The organism is Mesorhizobium norvegicum (genome assembly GCF_004919685.1).
Lineage (GTDB): Bacteria > Pseudomonadota > Alphaproteobacteria > Rhizobiales > Rhizobiaceae > Mesorhizobium > Mesorhizobium norvegicum.
In genome coordinates this window covers 166,710-183,291 of the sequence record NZ_SMYZ01000039.1, presented here as the reverse complement: position 1 = coordinate 183,291, position 16,582 = coordinate 166,710, and the positions used below count along the sequence as shown (strand labels likewise).

Sequence of the window (16,582 nt, the reverse complement as noted above, 5' to 3'; positions counted from 1 at the left end):
ATCGGCTGGACACTGGCCGCAGCCCCGGCGCCATCCTTGCAACGCTGGCGATTGGCGAAACCGCTGGCGACAGCGCCCCTCTCCCCGTCTCTATACGGGGAGAGGATGCCGGTAGGCAGGTGAGGGGCAGCGCAGACTTCCGACAATTGGGTTTCTCCAACAAAGTCGACGCGAACATATCTGAAGCTGTTGCCCCGAGGCTGAAGGCGGCAAACCTTGTCTTGTCATCCCCGCCATGGTAGCGAACGCCCGATTTCAATTCGGTCAGCGACGCTGCCCAGGCAAGAGGACAAGGCTTATGGCCAGCAAAGATGACGCGCCGGTCGGCGCAGCCAACGGAAACGGCAATGCGGCGCAGCCGTCGCTCAACGTTCTGGCGCAATATGTGAAGGACCTTTCCTTCGAAAGCCCCGGCGCGCCGAATTCGCTGCGCGGCCGCGACAAGGCGCCCGGCATCGCCATCAACGTCAACGTCAACGCCAACCCGCTCTCCGACAAGCAGTTCGACGTCAATCTGACGCTGAACGCCAAGGCATCCTTCGACCAGGAAGTGCTGTTCAATGTCGAGCTGGTCTATGGCGGCGTGTTCGCCATCGCAGGCTTCCCGCAGGAACACATGCTGCCGATCCTGTTCATCGAATGCCCGCGCCTTTTGTTCCCGTTCGCCCGCCAGATCATCGCCGAGGCAACCCGCAACGGCGGCTTCCCGCCGCTGATGCTCGACCCGATCGATTTCGCGCAAATGTTTCAGCAGAAGCTGGCGGAGGACCAGGCGGCCAACAAGGTCAAGGCGAGCTGAGGCCTGCCCGCCACGGATTGTGAAAAGCCCGGCCTCGCGCCGGGTTTTTGTTTTGGGGTGCCGGCGGAACAGCGAATCCTCGCAGTTGGCCGAAAACCTTCGCGCCTTCATCATCCTAGGGCGGAGCAAGGAGCGCAGCGACGCAGCGCAGACCCTAGGATCCATGCCGTGACAGCCGTGCTATGCGAAAGCTGCCCAGAACTGAGCGCTACCACGCGGTCCCACGAAAAAGCTCGAACCACTCCGGATTGGCTTTTTCGATCAATTCAATCTTCCATTGACGCGGCCAGCGCTTAAGCGATTTCTCGCGCTGGATGGCATCGGTGATATCGAAAAATTCCTCATAGCAGACCAGCCGTTGCACGCCGTAGCGGCTGGTGAAACCCGAACCCTCACTGGATTTGTGCTCCGGCATGCGGCGGCCGAGATCATTGGTGACACCGATATAGATGGTGCCGCGCTTCTGGCTCGCAGTCATGTAGACATAACCGGTCATAGGTTAGGGCTACCGGGCAATGCGTCGGGAGAACATCCTGATCCGCTGCATTCTTCGGCAGACTTCACGGCATGGATCCTAGGGTCTGCGCGCGTCGCTTCGCTCCTTGCTTCGCCCTAGGATGACGAAGGCGCGGGGCCTCGGCTAATCTCGGAGGTTTGCGCAGGCACCGCGTTGCCAACCGGCCTCTAACTATTGCTAGCCAGCCGCAACCTTCAGCCACAACGCCTTTTCCCCAAGCGTGGCGACCATGCCGGTATGGGCGTCGCGCTCGGCTTGGGTGACGCGCGGCGGCAAGGGTGCCGGCCGCTGGCCTATGACAATTTTGATCTGGCGGACGTTCTCGCCCCCTTGCGCCGGCGCGGTGGCGCTGTCGAGGACGAGGGCTGCCTGCTTGCCGCCGATGAGCTCGATATAGACCTCGGCCAGCAGTTCGGAATCGAGCAGGGCGCCGTGCTTGGTGCGCCTTGTGTTGTCGATGCCGTAGCGCCGGCAGAGCGCGTCGAGCGAATTGGGGCCCATCGGGTGCTTGCGGCGCGCCAGCGCCAGCGTGTCGACGACAAGGCCGTTGTCGATGACCGGGTGACCGAGCCGGCCGAATTCGACATTGAGGAAGCCGATATCGAACGTCGCGTTGTGGGCGACCAGCTTGGCGCCGTCGGTGAAGTCCAGCCACTCCTGTGCAATTTCGGTAAAGGTCGGCTTGCCCGCGAGGTCCGCCGCGCTGATGCCGTGCACCGCCTGCGCCTCGGCATGGATCGCGCGCCCTTGCGGGTTGATGTAGTGGTGGAAGGTCTTTCCGGTCGGGAAGCGGTTGACCAGCTCGACGCCGCCAAGCTCGATCACGCGGTCGTCGCGCGAATCGAGGCCGGTGGTTTCCGTGTCGAAGATGATCTCACGCATCGAATCAGTCGCTCCGCTCCAAGGGAGCAGATTCATACACCGGAACAAAATGGCAATGGGGAACGGCGTTACCTAGGACAATCGCCACAGGTTTGCGCTGCCCCTCATCGCCCTGCCGGGCACTTCTCCCCGTATAGTGACGGGGAGAAGGGGCCGGCCGCAACCTCGGCACTCTCTCTGCAACGCTGGAGATTAGCGAAATCCTTTGCGAAGTCGTCCTTCTCCCCGTCACTATACGGGGAGAAGATGCCGGCAGGCAGATGAGGGGCGGCGCCGACATCAGCAGACATCAGCAAGTGTCAGCGGCTCGGCTTCCCGACCACGATCAGCTGCCTGATGATCGCGTTCACCTGAGCCCGCGCGGCGTCAAGACCCTGGCCGGTGTCGACGACGAAATCGGCCTGCTTGCGCTTTTCCGCGTCCGGCACCTGCTTGGCCAGGATCGATGCCAGTTTTTCTTCCGTCATGCCCGGCCGCGCCAGCACGCGTTCTCGCTGGATTTCGGCCGGTGCGGTGACGACGACGACCTTGTCGACGCGGCCACGACCGCCGGTTTCGAACAGCAGGGGGATATCGAGGACAGCGATCGGCGCGTCTGATGTACGATGCCTGGCCAGAAAGGCATCGGCGTCGGCGCGCACCAACGGATGGATGATGGCTTCAAGCCGTTTCAGCGCGGCGGCGTCACCGAGGACGCGCGCGCCGAGCTTTGCCCGATCGACCACGCCGGCAAATGTGGTGCCGGGAAAGGCCGCCTCGACCAAGGGGGCTGCCTTGCCGGCGTAGAGGCGATGCACCGCCTCGTCGGAATCATGAACCGGCACACCGGCGTCAGTGAACATCTTTGCCGTGGTCGACTTGCCCATGCCGATCGAGCCGGTGAGGCCAAGCACGATCATAGTTTTGGCACCAGATCGGCAACGATGATCGCGCGGAGTTCAGCCGTGACCTGCGGCCTGACGCCGAACCAGTGCTCGAAGCCGGGCACGGCCTGATGCAGCAGCATGCCGAGGCCGTCGACCGTCTTCAGCTTTCTCGCGCGGGCCGCCGCAAGCAGCGGCGTCTCCAGCGGCACATAGACGATGTCGGTGACGATGGCATGGTCCGGCAGGAGGGCCGGATCGGCCGACAGGCCTTCATTGCCATGCATGCCGAGTGCGGTGGTGTTGACCAGCAGGCCGGCATCGCCAAGCAATTCGTCGGTCGCCGCCATGCCATGCGCCGACACGCCGGCGCCGAAACGATCGCGCAACTCTATAGCCCGGGCCAGCGTGCGGTTGACGATGCGGATGTCGGCAACGCCGCGCTGCTTCAGCGCATGGATGACAGCGCGCGACGCACCGCCGGCACCAAGCACCACCGCCGGACCGTTGCCCGCCCAGCCCGGCGCATGATCGTCGAGGTTGGCGGCAAAGCCGTGCGCGTCGGTGTTGCCGCCCCACAAGGCCCCGTCCTCGAACCACAGCGTGTTGACGGCGCCGATTTCTTCGGCCGCCTGATCACGATGATCGACCAGTGCGAAAGCCGCCTCCTTGTGTGGGATGGTGACGTTGCCGCCGCGGTAGCCGTTTGCCTGCAGTGTCTTCACGAACGCGGCAAAGTTTTCCGGCGCGACGTCGATGGCCTGGTAGCTGCCGTCGATGCCGTGCCTGGCCAGCCAGTGGCCATGGATCTTCGGCGAGCGCGAATGCTTGACCGGATGGCCGGTGACGAAGGCCTTCTTTGTCGCATCAGCCATCAATGGCTCCCAGCGTGCGCAGCTCGGCCAGCAGCGGCAACAGCGGCAGGCCGACAATGGTGAAATGATCGCCTTCGATCTTCTCGAACAATTGAATGCCTTGGCCTTCGATCTGGTAGGCGCCGACGCTTCCCAGCGCTTTGGCGCCGACGCTGGCGAGATGGCGGCCGATGAAGGCGGGGTCGAGCTTGCGCATGGTCATCGAGGCGATGCCGACATGCCGCCACAAAACCTTGCCGTCGCGAACCAGCACCGCGGCGCTGTTGAGCTGATGGGTCTTGCCGGAGAGCGCCAGGAGATGACGGCGCGCACCTTCCCTATCGGCCGGCTTGTGGAACACCTCGTCGCCGAGCGACAGCGTCTGGTCGCAGCCCAGAACCAGGGCGCCTGGCCGGCGCTCGCTGACTTCCGTGGCCTTGGCCTCGGCCAGCACCAAGGCAACATCCTCGGGCGAGACACCGCTATCCTGCAGGGGCGACTCGAGCGCCCGCTCATCGACGTCGGCCGGAACGGCTTCGACGTCGACGCCGGCACTGACGAGCATCGCCTTGCGGAACGGACTGCCGGAGGCGAGGATGATTTTCTCGGTCATTTTGCACTCGGGCGCAGACACAGGCGCGGTTGGAGTATGATCAGCTCTAGTCCTGTAAAGTTGGCGCTGCCCCTCATTGTCCTGCCGGACATTTCTCCCCGTATAGAGACGGGGAGAAAGGGGCAGCTTCAGCGCTGGCGCTGTTTCCGGCCACGCCGGCGATTGGCGAAACCATCGGCGACAGCGCCCCTCTCCCCGTCACTATACGGGGAGAGGATGCCGGCAGGCAGGTGAGGGGCGGCGCCGAGTTCCGCTAGGAAGACTCGGAAAACGCACTCGTCGCTCATTTATCTATTCTTCCCTCTCAGGGCAACGATAGCCGCGGCCGTTTCCTCGATCGAGCGGCGGCTGACGTCGATCATCGGCCAGCCATGGCGCGTGCAGATCTTGCGGGCGTAGGCGAGCTCTTCGCTGATCGCCGCGCGGTCGACATAGTCTGATGCCTCATACGAGCTGCTATTGCCGAGGATGCGGTTTTGCCGGACGTGCGAGATGCGCTCGGCGGTGGCGATCAGCCCGACGATCAGCGGCTTGCTGGCGTTGACCAGGCTTTCCGGCACCGGCACGCCGAGCACGATCGGGATGTTGGCGGTCTTGATGCCGCGGTTGGCGAGATAGATGCTGGTCGGCGTCTTCGACGTGCGCGAGATGCCGATCAAAACGACATCGGCATCGTCCATATTCAGCGGCAGCTGGCCGTCATCATGGTCCATGGTGAAATTGAGCGCATCGATGCGGCGGAAATATTCGGCGTCGAGCACATGCTGGGCGCCGACGCGGCGGCCGGCCGGCGTGCCGAGATAGGACTGGAACACGGTCAGCACCGGCTCCAGCACCGACACACAGGGCAGGCCCATGGTCGCGCAGCGCTCGTCGATGCCGCGCGCCAGCTTCTGGTCGACGACCGTATAGAGGATGATGCCAGGCTCCTCCTCGATGTCCTCGAACACTTTCGCCACCTGCTTTTCGGTGCGGATGAGTGGATAGATGTGCTCGATGGCGCGCGCATCCTTGTATTGCGCCGAAGCCGCCCGGCCGGCGGCGAGCAGCGTTTCGCCGGTCGCGTCGGAAATCAGGTGCAGGTGGAAGAAGCTCTGGGGTTTGTTCACAGGGGGTCACCTGGGGCTGTGGGCTTCTGTGGATAAAGCGGGATGAAAAGACGGGTCGGTCGGAGGCGACTGTATCAGATGGCAGTTTGTCCACAATTCGATGCGCTGTCAGCTTCGTCGGGCGGCTGGGGACAAGTTTGGGGACGGCTTCTTTTGCCCTTCGTCCGTCCACAGGGCGGGTTTCTTGCGTCGCATCCTAACGCTTTGACTCCAGTGACGGATTCCGAACTATCCCCAGAACCCTACATTCAGGCAAAAGAAGCACGCGACAATATGTTGGCTGGTTTTTTCCGGGGCAAAGCGGGACAGGTGACAACCACCAGAACCAACAGACTCTTAGAATCAGAAGAATCTTAGATATAAGAATCTTTGATTATAGAAGAGGCTGGGAGAAGCGAGCGCTCGATGCCCCAGAACCGGATCATGCTGGACGTCCTGAAGGGCAAGGCTCATTTTCCGCCTCCGCTCTGGATGATGCGTCAGGCCGGGCGCTATCTGCCGGAGTATCGTGAAACGCGCAGACGAGCCGGGTCGTTCCTCGACCTCTGCTATGATCCCGACCTTGCCGTCGAAGTGACCTTGCAGCCGATCGAGCGCTTCGGCTTCGATGCCTCGATCCTGTTTTCCGATATCCTTGTCGTTCCGCATGCGCTTGGCCGTGACGTCCGCTTCGAAGAGGGGCGAGGGCCGCTGCTGACGCCGATCACGGCGCCGGAGATATTGGCTCTGGAAGGCGATGTGTTTCACGTGAATCTCGAACCGGTCTACGAGACGGTTCGCCGGTTGCGGGCAAGATTGCCCGACGAGACAACGCTGATCGGCTTCTGCGGCGCACCGTGGACGGTGGCGACCTACATGATTGCCGGCCATGGCACGCCCGACCAGGCGCCGGCGCGGCTGTTCGCCTATCGCGAGCCGGCAGCGTTCCAGCATTTGCTGAAAGTGCTTGCCGATCATTCGGCCGCCTATCTCATCCGCCAGATCGAGGCCGGTGCGGATGTGGTGCAGATTTTCGATTCCTGGTCCGGCGTGCTCGATGACGCGTCCTTCGACCTGTTCTGCGTCCAGCCGATGGCCGAGATCGTGCGTCAAGTTCGGGCCGTCTATCCCGATGTGCCAATCATCGGCTTTCCCAAGGGCGCCGGCGCGCGCTACCAGACCTATCGCCAGAAGACCGGCGTAACGGGTCTGGGGATCGACTGGACGGTGCCCCTGGAGGCGGCGAAGGATTTGCAGCGCTCAGGCGCAGTTCAGGGCAACCTCGATCCCTTGCGCCTCGTGGCTGGCGGCAAGGCGCTGTCCGACGGCGTCGAGGCGATCCTGAAAGCGCTGGGAGACGGACCGCTGATTTTCAATCTCGGCCACGGCATCACGCCGGAGACGCCGATCGCCCATGTCGAGGCGATGGTAAAGCAGGTACGGAGCGCGACACGCTGATGGCTGAGATGAACAACACGAACAGCACTGGCCAGGCGATGATGCGCATGACGATCGGTATCGTCGTGCTGGTCGTTCTCACCGCGCTTTTGTATTTCGCCGTACCCGACAGTTTTTATCCCTGGGCCAAGGCGGTCCATATCCTCGCCGTGATCTCATGGATGGCGGGCATGCTCTATCTGCCGCGGCTGCTGGTCTACCATGCCGATGCCGAGAAGGGCTCGGCGCAGTCGGAGACCTTCAAGGTGATGGAGCGGCGCCTGCTGCGCGGCATCATCAATCCGGCGATGATCGTCACCTGGGTGTTCGGCCTGTGGCTTGCCTGGAAAGGCTTTGGTTTCCAGGGTGGCTGGCTGCACGCCAAGATCGGTGCGGTGCTTTTGCTGTCAGCCGTTCATGGCTATCTGGCCGGCGCGGTGCGCAAATTCGCTAGGGATGGCAACGAAAAGCCCGCGAGGCACTGGCGGATGGTCAACGAGATCCCCACATTGCTGATGATCGCAATCGTGATCCTGGTTGTCGTCAAGCCGTTTTGATGCATGTCGCTCAAAAGTGGCCCCGGTTTTGAGATAACGACATGCATGCTGCGGTTTAGCCCTGTTTGGCACGCAAAACGCAGCTTGCTCTTTCACCCGACCGACGATAAAAGACGGGTCTTCCTTCCCGTCATGCGCCGCCCCTCATTGCTTTCGGCCGCGCCCGGCATTTGTCGCATCCCGCCGATATTTTCCCAAAGCTTACCCAGACTCCATCTATTCAAGGTCCGTCTATGCAAGAAATGAAACTCGCCGAGTTCAAAAACAAGAAACCGCCAGAGCTGATCGCTTATGCCGAATCGCTCGAGGTCGAAAACGCCAGCGTCATGCGCAAGCAGGAGCTGATGTTCGCGATCCTGAAGAAACTGGCCGCACAGGACGTCGAGATCATCGGCGACGGTGTGGTCGAGGTGCTGCAGGACGGTTTTGGTTTCCTGCGCTCGGCCAACGCCAACTATCTGCCAGGTCCCGACGACATCTACATTTCGCCGTCGCAGATCCGGCGCTTTTCGCTGAAGACCGGCGACACGGTCGAAGGGCCGATCCGCAGCCCGAAAGAGGGCGAGCGCTATTTCGCGCTGCTCAAGGTCAACACGATCAATTTCGACGATCCCGAAAAGATCCGTCACAAGATCCACTTCGACAATCTGACGCCGCTCTATCCGACCTCGAGGCTGAAGATGGAAATGGAGGTTCCGACCTCCAAGGACATCTCGGCCCGTGTCATCGACCTGGTGGCGCCGCTCGGCAAGGGCCAGCGCGCGCTGATCGTCGCGCAGCCGCGCACCGGCAAGACGGTGCTGTTGCAGAACATCGCCCACTCGATCACCACCAACCATCCCGAATGCTATCTGATCGTGCTTCTGATCGACGAGCGGCCGGAAGAAGTGACCGACATGCAGCGCTCGGTGAAGGGCGAGGTCGTCTCCTCGACCTTCGACGAACCGGCGGTGCGCCACGTGCAGGTCGCCGAAATGGTCATCGAGAAGGCCAAGCGCCTGGTCGAACATGGCCGCGACGTCGTCATCCTGCTCGATTCGATCACCCGCCTCGGCCGCGCCTACAACACCGTTGTGCCGTCATCCGGCAAGGTGCTGACCGGCGGTGTCGACGCCAACGCCCTGCAGCGCCCGAAGCGCTTCTTCGGTGCCGCCCGTAACATCGAGGAAGGCGGTTCGCTGACCATCATCGCCACCGCGCTGATCGATACCGGCAGCCGTATGGACGAAGTCATCTTCGAAGAGTTCAAGGGCACCGGCAACTCGGAAATCGTGCTCGACCGCAAGGTCGCCGACAAGCGCATCTATCCGGCCATGGACATCCTCAAGTCCGGCACCCGCAAGGAAGACCTGCTGGTCGCCAAGCAGGACCTGCAGAAGATCTTCGTGCTGCGCCGCATCCTGGCGCCGATGGGAACCACCGACGCGATCGAGTTCCTGATCGACAAGCTGAAGCAGACCAAGACCAATGCCGACTTCTTCGATTCGATGAACACGTAAGGGCTTAAGACGGGGAGCGCATCCTCGCCTTCGTCATCCTCGGGCTTGACCCGAGGATCCATGCCGCGACATCAGCTTTAGGGTACAGCGGTGCAGATTCTGCACCGTTGCGTCGCTCGGAAGGAACGGCATGGATCCTAGGGTCTGCGCTGCGTCGCTTCGCTCCTTGCTTCGCCCTAGGATGACGAATTCGCGCGCCGCAACAGCCGTTCCAACTCCTCCGCATCCATGACCGCCGGCAAGCAGACCTGCCCGGTGCAGAGCCAGGCGCCGGACCGGTTGGTCGGCGGCAGGATTCCACCGGGCAGCAAGGGTCGATTCGCTGCCGTACCGATTGGCACGACGATGTCGACGCGGCGCGGGTCCGGGCATCGATTCGCAACCGGAACGAGCTTTGGATCGTCCAGCGCATCGACGATGACCAATTTGAGGGGCTCGATCGCCAGCGCGCAGGCGTTGACGGTGCCGGCTTGGCCATAGGCCTGCTGCGCCGCCCGGCCGGCGGCATGTTCGGCGACCTTCCAGGCTTTTTCCTGCAGTTCGAGATCGCCGGTGACGGAGGCGAGCCGGACCAATGCCTCGATGATCTGGCCGGTGGCGGACGGGATGGCTTCGTCGACATCGCCCCGGATACGGATCGGCACGTCAGCGCTGTCCGAAGCGGTCAAATAGTAGCCTGTTTTCTCGGCGTCGGCGTGCCAGCGGTCGAGCTGCCCGATGAACTGGCTGGCCTGGTCGACATAGCTCCAGTCGCCTGACGCCTCGAACAGCGAGATTGCTGCGTTGGCCATCGCGGCGTAGTCGCTCGACAAAGCCGGGAACAATCTTTTGGCGCCGAGCATCGAATGCGGCAAGCGGCCGTCGCGGCTGGCGGAGGCGATATGGGCAAAGGCCTTTGCCGCAGCGTCGATCCAGTCAGGCCGCGCCAGCGAGCGGCCGGCCTCGGCAAGGGCTGCAATCATCAGGCCGTTCCAGTCGGTGAGCGCCTTGCCGTCGCGCCCGGGCCTCACACGATGCTCTCTGGCCGCCAGAAGCTTCGCTTTCAGCGGGACGAGTTGCTCGCGATCGACAACACTTTGCGATTGCTGGGACCTTGTTTGATGGACAACCGGCTTGCCTTCCCAGCCATGCGGGCTGGACAGCGTGAAGTGCTTGAAAAACAATGCGGAATCATCACCGAGAACAGCTTCGATCTCGTCGCGGCTCCAGGTGTAGAACAGCCCTTCCTCGCCGTCGCTGTCGGCATCGAGGCTGGCGGCAAAAGCGCCGCCGTCGACGCGCATTTCGCGCAGCAGCCAGTCGATCGTCTCTTCGATTCGCATCCGGAACAGTTCATTGCCGCTCGCCGCGTAGGCCCAATTGCAAAAGCGGACGAGCTGGGCATTGTCGTAGAGCATTTTTTCGAAATGCGGCACCAGCCACTCGGCGTCGGTCGAGTAGCGGCTGAGCCCGCCGCCGATATGGTCGTAAATGCCGCCGCTCACCATCTGCTCGAGGCTGAGCAGGACGTCGTCGCGATGGCTGGCGTGGCCGTCGCGCAGCCAGGACAGCCAGAGTGTAAGCATGAACGGCGCATTGGGGAATTTCGGCGCGCCGCGCAGGCCGCCAAGATCGCGGTCGACCATGCCGTCGATGCCCTTGGCAAGTTCCGCCAGCGTGTCGGGATCGAGCCCTGTTTTTGCATGCGAACCGGCGAGCCGCGCCTCGACATGGGTCGTCAGGCCGTCGGCGCTCTGGTTGAGGCTCGCCCGCTTCTCTCGCCAGGCCTTGTCCACCGCCTGCATAACCTGGATGAAACCGGGGCGGCCGTAGCGCGGCTCGCGCGGAAAATAGGTGCCGCCCCAGAACGGCTTGCCGTCCGGCGTCAGGAACATGGTCAGCGGCCAGCCGCCTTGCTCGCCCATCGCGGAGAGCGCCGCCATGTAGATCTGGTCGATGTCGGGCCGCTCCTCGCGGTCGACCTTGATATTGACGAACAGACGGTTCATGACGGCGGCGACGTCATCGTTCTCGAAGCTTTCGTGCGCCATGACATGGCACCAATGGCAGGCGGCATAGCCGACCGAGAGCAGGATCGGCCTGTCCAGCGCCCTGGCCTCTCCAAGCGAAGCCGGCGACCAGGCCCGCCAGTGGACGGGATTGCCGCTGTGCTGCTGCAGATAGGGGCTGGCTTCTTCAGCAAGCAGGTTTTGCGCAGGCAATGTCACAATGGGCAACTCGGTTCACAGCGTTGGCGGAAAGCTAGGGCGGTTCGGTAGAGCGGGCAAATGAATTCAGGCGATTCCATCGTTGCGTTGTCGAGCGGCCGGCTTCCCGCCGGCGTCGCCGTCATCCGTATTTCCGGTCCGCAGACTCGATTCGTGGTCGAAACGATTGCCGGTGGTATGGTTAAGGACCGCGTGGCGGTTTTGCGCAAGCTGCGGGCGCCCGATGGAACCGTGCTCGACAACGGCCTGGTTCTGTTCTTTCCCAGCCCCACGAGCTTTACCGGCGAGGATGTCGCCGAGTTCCATGTTCATGGCGGGCGCGCCGTGGTGGCTCGAATGCTGGAGACCATCGGTGGTTTTGATGGCGTCAGGCATGCTGAACCGGGCGAATTCACTCGCCGCGCCTTCCTTAACGGCAAAATCGACCTCGTAGAGACAGAGGCACTGGCTGACTTGGTCAACGCCGAGACCGAAGCGCAGCGGCGTTTTGCGGTCCAGAATGCCGAAGGAGTTCAAAGCGAACTCTACCTCGGCTGGCGCCGCCGGCTGCTCCATGCCCGGGCGATGATCGAGGCGGAGATCGATTTTGCCGATGAGGACGATGTTCCCGGTTCCGTTTCGGACACGGTCTGGTCCGATGTCCGGACAATGATCGGGGAAATCGACCGGCACATCGCCGGATTTCGCGCCGCCGAGATTATCCGTGACGGCTTCGAGGTCGTCATCCTTGGCGCGCCGAATGCCGGTAAGTCGAGTCTGTTCAACGCCCTGGCGCGGCGGGATGCCGCTATAGTAACGGATGAGCCCGGCACGACCAGGGACCTGCTTGAAGTGACACTTGATCTTCACGGGTTGCGGGTCAGGATGATCGATACGGCCGGACTGCGCGACGCGCCGGGCAAGGTCGAGGCGATCGGCATCGAGAAGGCGAGAGCCAAGGCGCATGGCGCCGATCTCCTATTGTTGCTTCAGGACCTTGCGAGCCCCAGGGATGTCGGCTCGCTGCCGACCGAGGCGCCGACCTTGCGCGTCGGCACCAAGCTCGATCTGCTCGAGAGACACGCGGCGAGCGACGCGGCCGGGGACTATGACTTTGTCATCTCGGTGAAGGACGGGACGGGCGTGGACGAGCTGCTGGCGGAAATCGGCCGGCGTGCGGCGGAAGCGGCCGGCAACGCCGGCGATGTCCTGCCGTCTCGCCTGCGTCACGTCGAATTGCTTGGTGAGACCAACCGCCATCTGCTTCGCGCAACTGATGGCCGGACGGTCGGGCAGGAATTGCGCGCCGAGGAGTTGCGGCTTGCTGCCGACCGCCTGGGCCGAATCGTCGGCGCCATTGACGTCGAGGACATGCTGGATGTGATCTTTTCGCAGTTCTGCATCGGGAAATGACTCACGTGAAACAGTGGCTCATTGGGACATGAGCAAATCCTCTGGCCCTGGCGGGTCGCTTGCGTGATGGGCCAGATGCCTTGGGCTGAAAGGCCCGTCGCTTAGTCATCCTGGGGCGAAGCAAGGAGCGCAGCGACGCAGCGCAGACCCCAGGATCCATGCCGGGACTCCAATGCGTTGCCACGGTTCAGAATTTGAACCGCTGCATCCTCGGTTCAGGTCGCGGCATGGATCCTAGGGTCTGCGCGACGGAGCTTCGCTCCTGCTTCGCCCTAGGATGACGAGATATTGAAGCTTTCGGCTCAAACCTTCAAAACACTTCGTGCAGCGCGGCCGGCGTGACTCACGTGAAACATCTGCGGCCCTGATGACTCACGTGAAACACGCGCGATGGCAGGTGCAAGGCTGTTTCACGTGAAACGACTTGCGGAGTTTTCTTGACAGCGCTGCTTGGCAGGGACATGTGTCCCTCGTTCATTGAGTCTGGGACGTTTGGAAATGACCGATCACTATGATGTGGTTGTGGTGGGCGGCGGCCACGCCGGGTGCGAGGCGGCCAGCGCTGCCGCGCGCGCCGGTGCGAAGACCGCTTTGGTGACGCTGCGTTTTGATACCATCGGCGTGATGTCCTGCAATCCGGCGATCGGCGGGCTCGGCAAGGGTCATCTGGTGCGCGAGATCGACGCCATGGACGGCCTGATGGGCCGCGTGGCCGATGCGGCCGGCATTCAGTTCCGCCTGCTCAACCGCCGCAAGGGTCCAGCGGTGCGCGGGCCGCGCACGCAGGCCGACAGAAAGCTCTATCGCCTTGCCATGCAGGAAGCGATTCGGCAGCAGAACGATCTCGACGTGGTCGAAAGCGAGGTTTTGGACTTCGAGATCGTCGAAGGCCAGATCGCGGCCGTTCTCCTGGCCGACGGCAGGCGGCTTGCCTGTGGCGCGGTCGTTCTGACGACCGGGACCTTCCTGCGCGGGCTTATCCATATCGGCGAGAAGAAGATTGTCGCCGGCCGCATGAACGAGCAGGCCAGCCTTGGCCTGTCGGCGACGATGGACCGCGCGGGCTTCAAGCTCGGCCGGCTGAAGACCGGCACGCCGCCGCGGCTCGATGGCCGGACCATCGATTGGGCGTCGCTGGACAAACAGGCGGCGGATGAGGATCCGGTGCCGTTTTCGCTGATGACCGACCGCATCGAGACGCCGCAGATCGAGTGCGGCATCACGCGCACGACCACGGCCACGCATGAACTGATCCGCGCCAATCTCGGCCGCTCGGCCATGTATTCCGGCTCGATCGAGGGCGTCGGGCCGCGCTATTGCCCGTCGATCGAGGACAAGATCGTCAAGTTCGGCGACCGGGACGGGCACCAGATCTTTCTCGAACCGGAAGGGCTGGACGACGACACGGTCTATCCCAATGGGATTTCGACGTCGCTGCCGGAGGATGTGCAGCTCGACATCCTGAAAACCATTCCCGGGCTCGAACGCGCAACCATGCTGCAGCCTGGCTATGCCATTGAATATGATCATGTCGATCCGCGCGAGCTGCATCAGACGCTGGAGACGAAGCGCATCGCTGGTCTCTTCCTCGCCGGGCAGATCAACGGCACGACCGGTTATGAAGAAGCCGCCGGCCAGGGCCTGCTCGCCGGCCTCAATGCGGCGCGGCGGGCGTCGGGCAGCGAGCAGATCGTGCTCAGCCGCACCGAAGCCTATATCGGCGTGATGGTCGACGATTTGACCAGCCGCGGCATCAGCGAACCCTACCGGATGTTCACCTCGCGGGCCGAGTTCCGGCTGTCGCTGCGCGCCGATAATGCGGATGAACGGCTGACGCCGTTGGCGGCGAGGCTGGGAATTGCCTCGACGCAGCGGATGCAGCGCTACGAGACTGTCATGCAGCGCCTCGATGAGGCACGTCAGCTCGCGAAGTCGCTCACCCTGACGCCCAACGAGGCGGCGCGTCACGGGCTGGAGATCAACCGGGATGGCGTGCGCCGGTCCGGCTATGAATTGCTGTCCTATCCCGACGTCGATGTGGCCTGGCTGGCTCGTCTCGATTCGCGCTTTGCAGAAATCGACGGCAAGACGGCGGAGCGCCTCGAAACGGAGGCGAAATATTCGGTCTATCTCGATCGCCAGAAGACGGACGTCGCGCAGATCCGGCACGAAGAGAGCCGGTTGATCCCGGAGGCGGTCGATTTCGCCGGGGTGCCGGGGCTGTCCAACGAGTTGAAGCAGAAGATGCAGGCGCGGCGGCCGCGCTCCATCGCCGATGCCCAGCGCATGGAGGGCATGACGCCGGCGGCGCTGGCGATCATTGTCGCGCATGTCCGCCATGCGGAGAGCGCCCAGCGCCCACAAAGGGATGTTGCGTGAGTTCTATGTCCTGGAAGAGCCTGCAGGACGCGGCAGGCCCGGTTTCACGTGAAACATTCGATCGGCTGGTGGCGTTCGAGCAGATGTTCCAGAAATGGAATCGCAGCATCAACCTCGTCGCGCAATCGACGTCGGGCGATGTCTGGCAGCGCCATATATTGGACAGCGCGCAGCTCGGGCGCATCGAGCCTCAAGCCACACGCTGGGTGGATCTCGGCTCGGGCGGCGGATTTCCGGGCCTGGTCATGGCCTTCCTGCTTGCCGAGCGGGATGGCGCCAGCATCGATCTGGTTGAAAGCAATCGCAAAAAAGCATCCTTCCTGCAGACCGTTGTCGGACAGTTCAGTCTGCCGGCGCGAGTCGTGGCGCGCCGCATCGATGACAGCCATGCGCTTGTTTCAACACCGCAAATCGTCACGGCGCGAGCACTGGCCTCGCTTTCGACCTTGCTGGACCTGTCGGCGCCCTGGCTGACGTCAGGCGCGCGCGGCCTGTTCCACAAAGGCCGGGATTATCGCGCCGAAGTGCAAGAAAGCGTTAACCGGTGGTCCTTCGATCTGGTAGAACATCCCAGTGTGACCGACCCACAGGGCGTCATCCTTGAATTGTCGAACTTGCGACCTGTCTGACCTGCGACTTTCAGATCATTTGGCGACCCAAAATGAACTTCTGGCATAGACCCATGATGAAGAATGGCCCCCGAATCATCACCGTAGCCAACCAGAAGGGCGGCGTCGGCAAGACCACCACCGCCATCAATCTGGCCACCGCGCTGGCTGCGATCGGCGAAAAGGTGCTGATCGTCGATCTCGATCCGCAAGGCAACGCCAGCACCGGCCTCGGCATCGATCGCAAGGACCGGACGGTCTCGTCCTATGATGTGCTGACCGGCGAGCTCGAGCTGGAAGCCGCGGCTATTCCCACAGCGGTGCCTGGTCTGTCGATTGTGCCGTCGACGCTCGATCTGCTCGGCATCGAAATGGAGATCGCCTCCGCACCCGACCGTGTGCTCAAGCTGCGCAATGCGCTTCGCGCCGCGACCGCCCGCGGGGCGCCCTTCGGCTATGTGCTGATCGACTGCCCGCCTTCGCTCAACCTTTTGACTTTGAATTCAATGGCTGCAGCCGATTCTGTTCTGGTGCCGCTGCAATGCGAGTTCTTCGCGCTGGAAGGTCTCAGCCAGTTGCTGGAAACGGTCGAGCAGGTGCGCCGTTCGATCAATCCGGATCTCACCATCCAGGGCATTGTGCTGACCATGTATGACGGCCGCAACAATCTGGCCAACCAGGTGGTGCAGGATGTGCGGGCGCATATGGGCGACAAGGTCTACGAGACCGTCATTCCGCGCAATGTGCGGGTGTCCGAGGCGCCGTCCTACGGCAAGCCGGCGATTCTCTACGACCTGAAATGCTCGGGCAGCCAAGCCTATCTGCAACTGGCGTCGGAAGTGATCCGCCGCGAGCGCAAGTTACGCGCTGCTTGATTAGGCCGGATG

General features: G+C 62.7%; 15 protein-coding genes. 8 read left to right on the top strand and 7 right to left on the bottom strand.

What is annotated here, in order from left to right; genetic code table 11:
• Positions 1-298 precede the first annotated feature (298 nt).
• Positions 299-799, top strand: a complete 501-nt coding sequence (gene secB, locus FCU66_RS16475) for a protein-export chaperone SecB (RefSeq protein WP_136621608.1) — start codon at positions 299-301, stop codon at positions 797-799.
• 208 nt (positions 800-1,007) lie between these two features.
• Here the strand turns inward: secB and FCU66_RS16470 are convergent, their stop codons facing one another.
• From FCU66_RS16470 to FCU66_RS16435, 6 genes are all read right to left on the bottom strand, one after another.
• Positions 1,008-1,295, bottom strand: coding sequence for a GIY-YIG nuclease family protein (locus tag FCU66_RS16470; RefSeq protein WP_136621609.1), 288 nt, complete (start codon positions 1,293-1,295; stop codon positions 1,008-1,010).
• Positions 1,296-1,493: 198 nt separating this feature from the next.
• The gene (gene dnaQ, locus FCU66_RS16465) at positions 1,494-2,198 is read right to left on the bottom strand and encodes a DNA polymerase III subunit epsilon (RefSeq protein WP_136621610.1); all 705 of its coding nucleotides are present in this window, start codon (positions 2,196-2,198) and stop codon (positions 1,494-1,496) included.
• Between the two features lie 299 nt (positions 2,199-2,497).
• Positions 2,498-3,097, bottom strand: a complete 600-nt coding sequence (coaE, locus tag FCU66_RS16455; RefSeq protein WP_136621611.1) for a dephospho-CoA kinase — start codon at positions 3,095-3,097, stop codon at positions 2,498-2,500.
• On the bottom strand, positions 3,094-3,936 hold the full coding sequence (locus tag FCU66_RS16450) for a shikimate dehydrogenase (protein ID WP_136621612.1): 843 nt from the start codon (positions 3,934-3,936) through the stop codon (positions 3,094-3,096). Before FCU66_RS16450 ends, coaE begins: the two co-directional genes overlap by 4 nt.
• Positions 3,929-4,528, bottom strand: a complete 600-nt coding sequence (locus tag FCU66_RS16445) for a Maf-like protein (RefSeq protein ID WP_136621613.1) — start codon at positions 4,526-4,528, stop codon at positions 3,929-3,931. Before FCU66_RS16445 ends, FCU66_RS16450 begins: the two co-directional genes overlap by 8 nt.
• A gap of 287 nt (positions 4,529-4,815) precedes the next feature.
• On the bottom strand, positions 4,816-5,637 hold the full coding sequence (locus FCU66_RS16435) for a pyruvate, water dikinase regulatory protein (RefSeq protein WP_136621614.1): 822 nt from the start codon (positions 5,635-5,637) through the stop codon (positions 4,816-4,818).
• 405 nt (positions 5,638-6,042) lie between these two features.
• Between FCU66_RS16435 and hemE the strand changes: the two genes are divergently transcribed.
• From hemE to rho, 3 genes are all read left to right on the top strand, one after another.
• Positions 6,043-7,074 carry a uroporphyrinogen decarboxylase gene (gene hemE, locus FCU66_RS16430; protein WP_136621615.1) on the top strand — a complete coding sequence of 344 codons (1,032 nt, stop codon included), beginning with the start codon at positions 6,043-6,045 and terminating at the stop codon, positions 7,072-7,074.
• The gene (gene hemJ / locus FCU66_RS16425; protein WP_136621616.1) at positions 7,074-7,610 is read left to right on the top strand and encodes a protoporphyrinogen oxidase HemJ; all 537 of its coding nucleotides are present in this window, start codon (positions 7,074-7,076) and stop codon (positions 7,608-7,610) included. The genes hemE and hemJ overlap by 1 nt, the downstream gene beginning before the upstream one ends.
• 233 nt (positions 7,611-7,843) lie before the next feature.
• Complete coding sequence (gene rho, locus FCU66_RS16420; protein WP_136621617.1) at positions 7,844-9,109, top strand: transcription termination factor Rho; 1,266 nt, start codon at positions 7,844-7,846, stop codon at positions 9,107-9,109.
• Positions 9,110-9,285: 176 nt separating this feature from the next.
• Here the strand turns inward: rho and FCU66_RS16415 are convergent, their stop codons facing one another.
• A complete protein-coding gene (locus tag FCU66_RS16415) occupies positions 9,286-11,316 on the bottom strand; it encodes a thioredoxin domain-containing protein (protein WP_136621618.1) in 2,031 nt (676 codons plus the stop codon).
• A gap of 60 nt (positions 11,317-11,376) precedes the next feature.
• On the opposite strand from FCU66_RS16415, the gene mnmE reads away from it, so the two are divergent.
• The 4 genes from mnmE (at position 11,377) to FCU66_RS16395 (ending at position 16,570) form a co-directional block, all read left to right on the top strand.
• On the top strand, positions 11,377-12,708 hold the full coding sequence (mnmE, locus tag FCU66_RS16410) for a tRNA uridine-5-carboxymethylaminomethyl(34) synthesis GTPase MnmE (protein ID WP_136621619.1): 1,332 nt from the start codon (positions 11,377-11,379) through the stop codon (positions 12,706-12,708).
• Positions 12,709-13,206: 498 nt separating this feature from the next.
• On the top strand, positions 13,207-15,087 hold the full coding sequence (mnmG, locus tag FCU66_RS16405) for a tRNA uridine-5-carboxymethylaminomethyl(34) synthesis enzyme MnmG (protein ID WP_136621620.1): 1,881 nt from the start codon (positions 13,207-13,209) through the stop codon (positions 15,085-15,087).
• Positions 15,084-15,716, top strand: coding sequence for a 16S rRNA (guanine(527)-N(7))-methyltransferase RsmG (gene rsmG, locus FCU66_RS16400; protein WP_136621621.1), 633 nt, complete (start codon positions 15,084-15,086; stop codon positions 15,714-15,716). Before mnmG ends, rsmG begins: the two co-directional genes overlap by 4 nt.
• Before the next feature lie 53 nt (positions 15,717-15,769).
• Positions 15,770-16,570 (top strand): ParA family protein, encoded by an 801-nt coding sequence (locus FCU66_RS16395; protein WP_127415161.1) that lies wholly within the window; start codon positions 15,770-15,772, stop codon positions 16,568-16,570.
• The last annotated feature ends 12 nt before the right edge of the window (positions 16,571-16,582 follow it).

Excerpts from the sequence above, each read along its gene's own strand:
- rho (WP_136621617.1), top strand. The coding sequence starts at position 7,844 with ATGCAAGAAATGAAACTCGCCGAGTTCAAAAACAAGAAACCGCCAGAG.
- secB (WP_136621608.1), top strand. The coding sequence starts at position 299 with ATGGCCAGCAAAGATGACGCGCCGGTCGGCGCAGCCAACGGAAACGGC.
- dnaQ (WP_136621610.1), bottom strand. The coding sequence starts at position 2,198 with ATGCGTGAGATCATCTTCGACACGGAAACCACCGGCCTCGATTCGCGC.
- FCU66_RS16445 (WP_136621613.1), bottom strand. The coding sequence starts at position 4,528 with ATGACCGAGAAAATCATCCTCGCCTCCGGCAGTCCGTTCCGCAAGGCG.
- FCU66_RS16395 (WP_127415161.1), top strand. The coding sequence starts at position 15,770 with ATGATGAAGAATGGCCCCCGAATCATCACCGTAGCCAACCAGAAGGGC.
- FCU66_RS16470 (WP_136621609.1), bottom strand. The coding sequence starts at position 1,295 with ATGACCGGTTATGTCTACATGACTGCGAGCCAGAAGCGCGGCACCATC.
- coaE (WP_136621611.1), bottom strand. The coding sequence starts at position 3,097 with ATGATCGTGCTTGGCCTCACCGGCTCGATCGGCATGGGCAAGTCGACC.
- mnmG (WP_136621620.1), top strand. The coding sequence starts at position 13,207 with ATGACCGATCACTATGATGTGGTTGTGGTGGGCGGCGGCCACGCCGGG.
- hemJ (WP_136621616.1), top strand. The coding sequence starts at position 7,074 with ATGGCTGAGATGAACAACACGAACAGCACTGGCCAGGCGATGATGCGC.
- FCU66_RS16450 (WP_136621612.1), bottom strand. The coding sequence starts at position 3,936 with ATGGCTGATGCGACAAAGAAGGCCTTCGTCACCGGCCATCCGGTCAAG.
- mnmE (WP_136621619.1), top strand. The coding sequence starts at position 11,377 with ATGAATTCAGGCGATTCCATCGTTGCGTTGTCGAGCGGCCGGCTTCCC.
- hemE (WP_136621615.1), top strand. The coding sequence starts at position 6,043 with ATGCCCCAGAACCGGATCATGCTGGACGTCCTGAAGGGCAAGGCTCAT.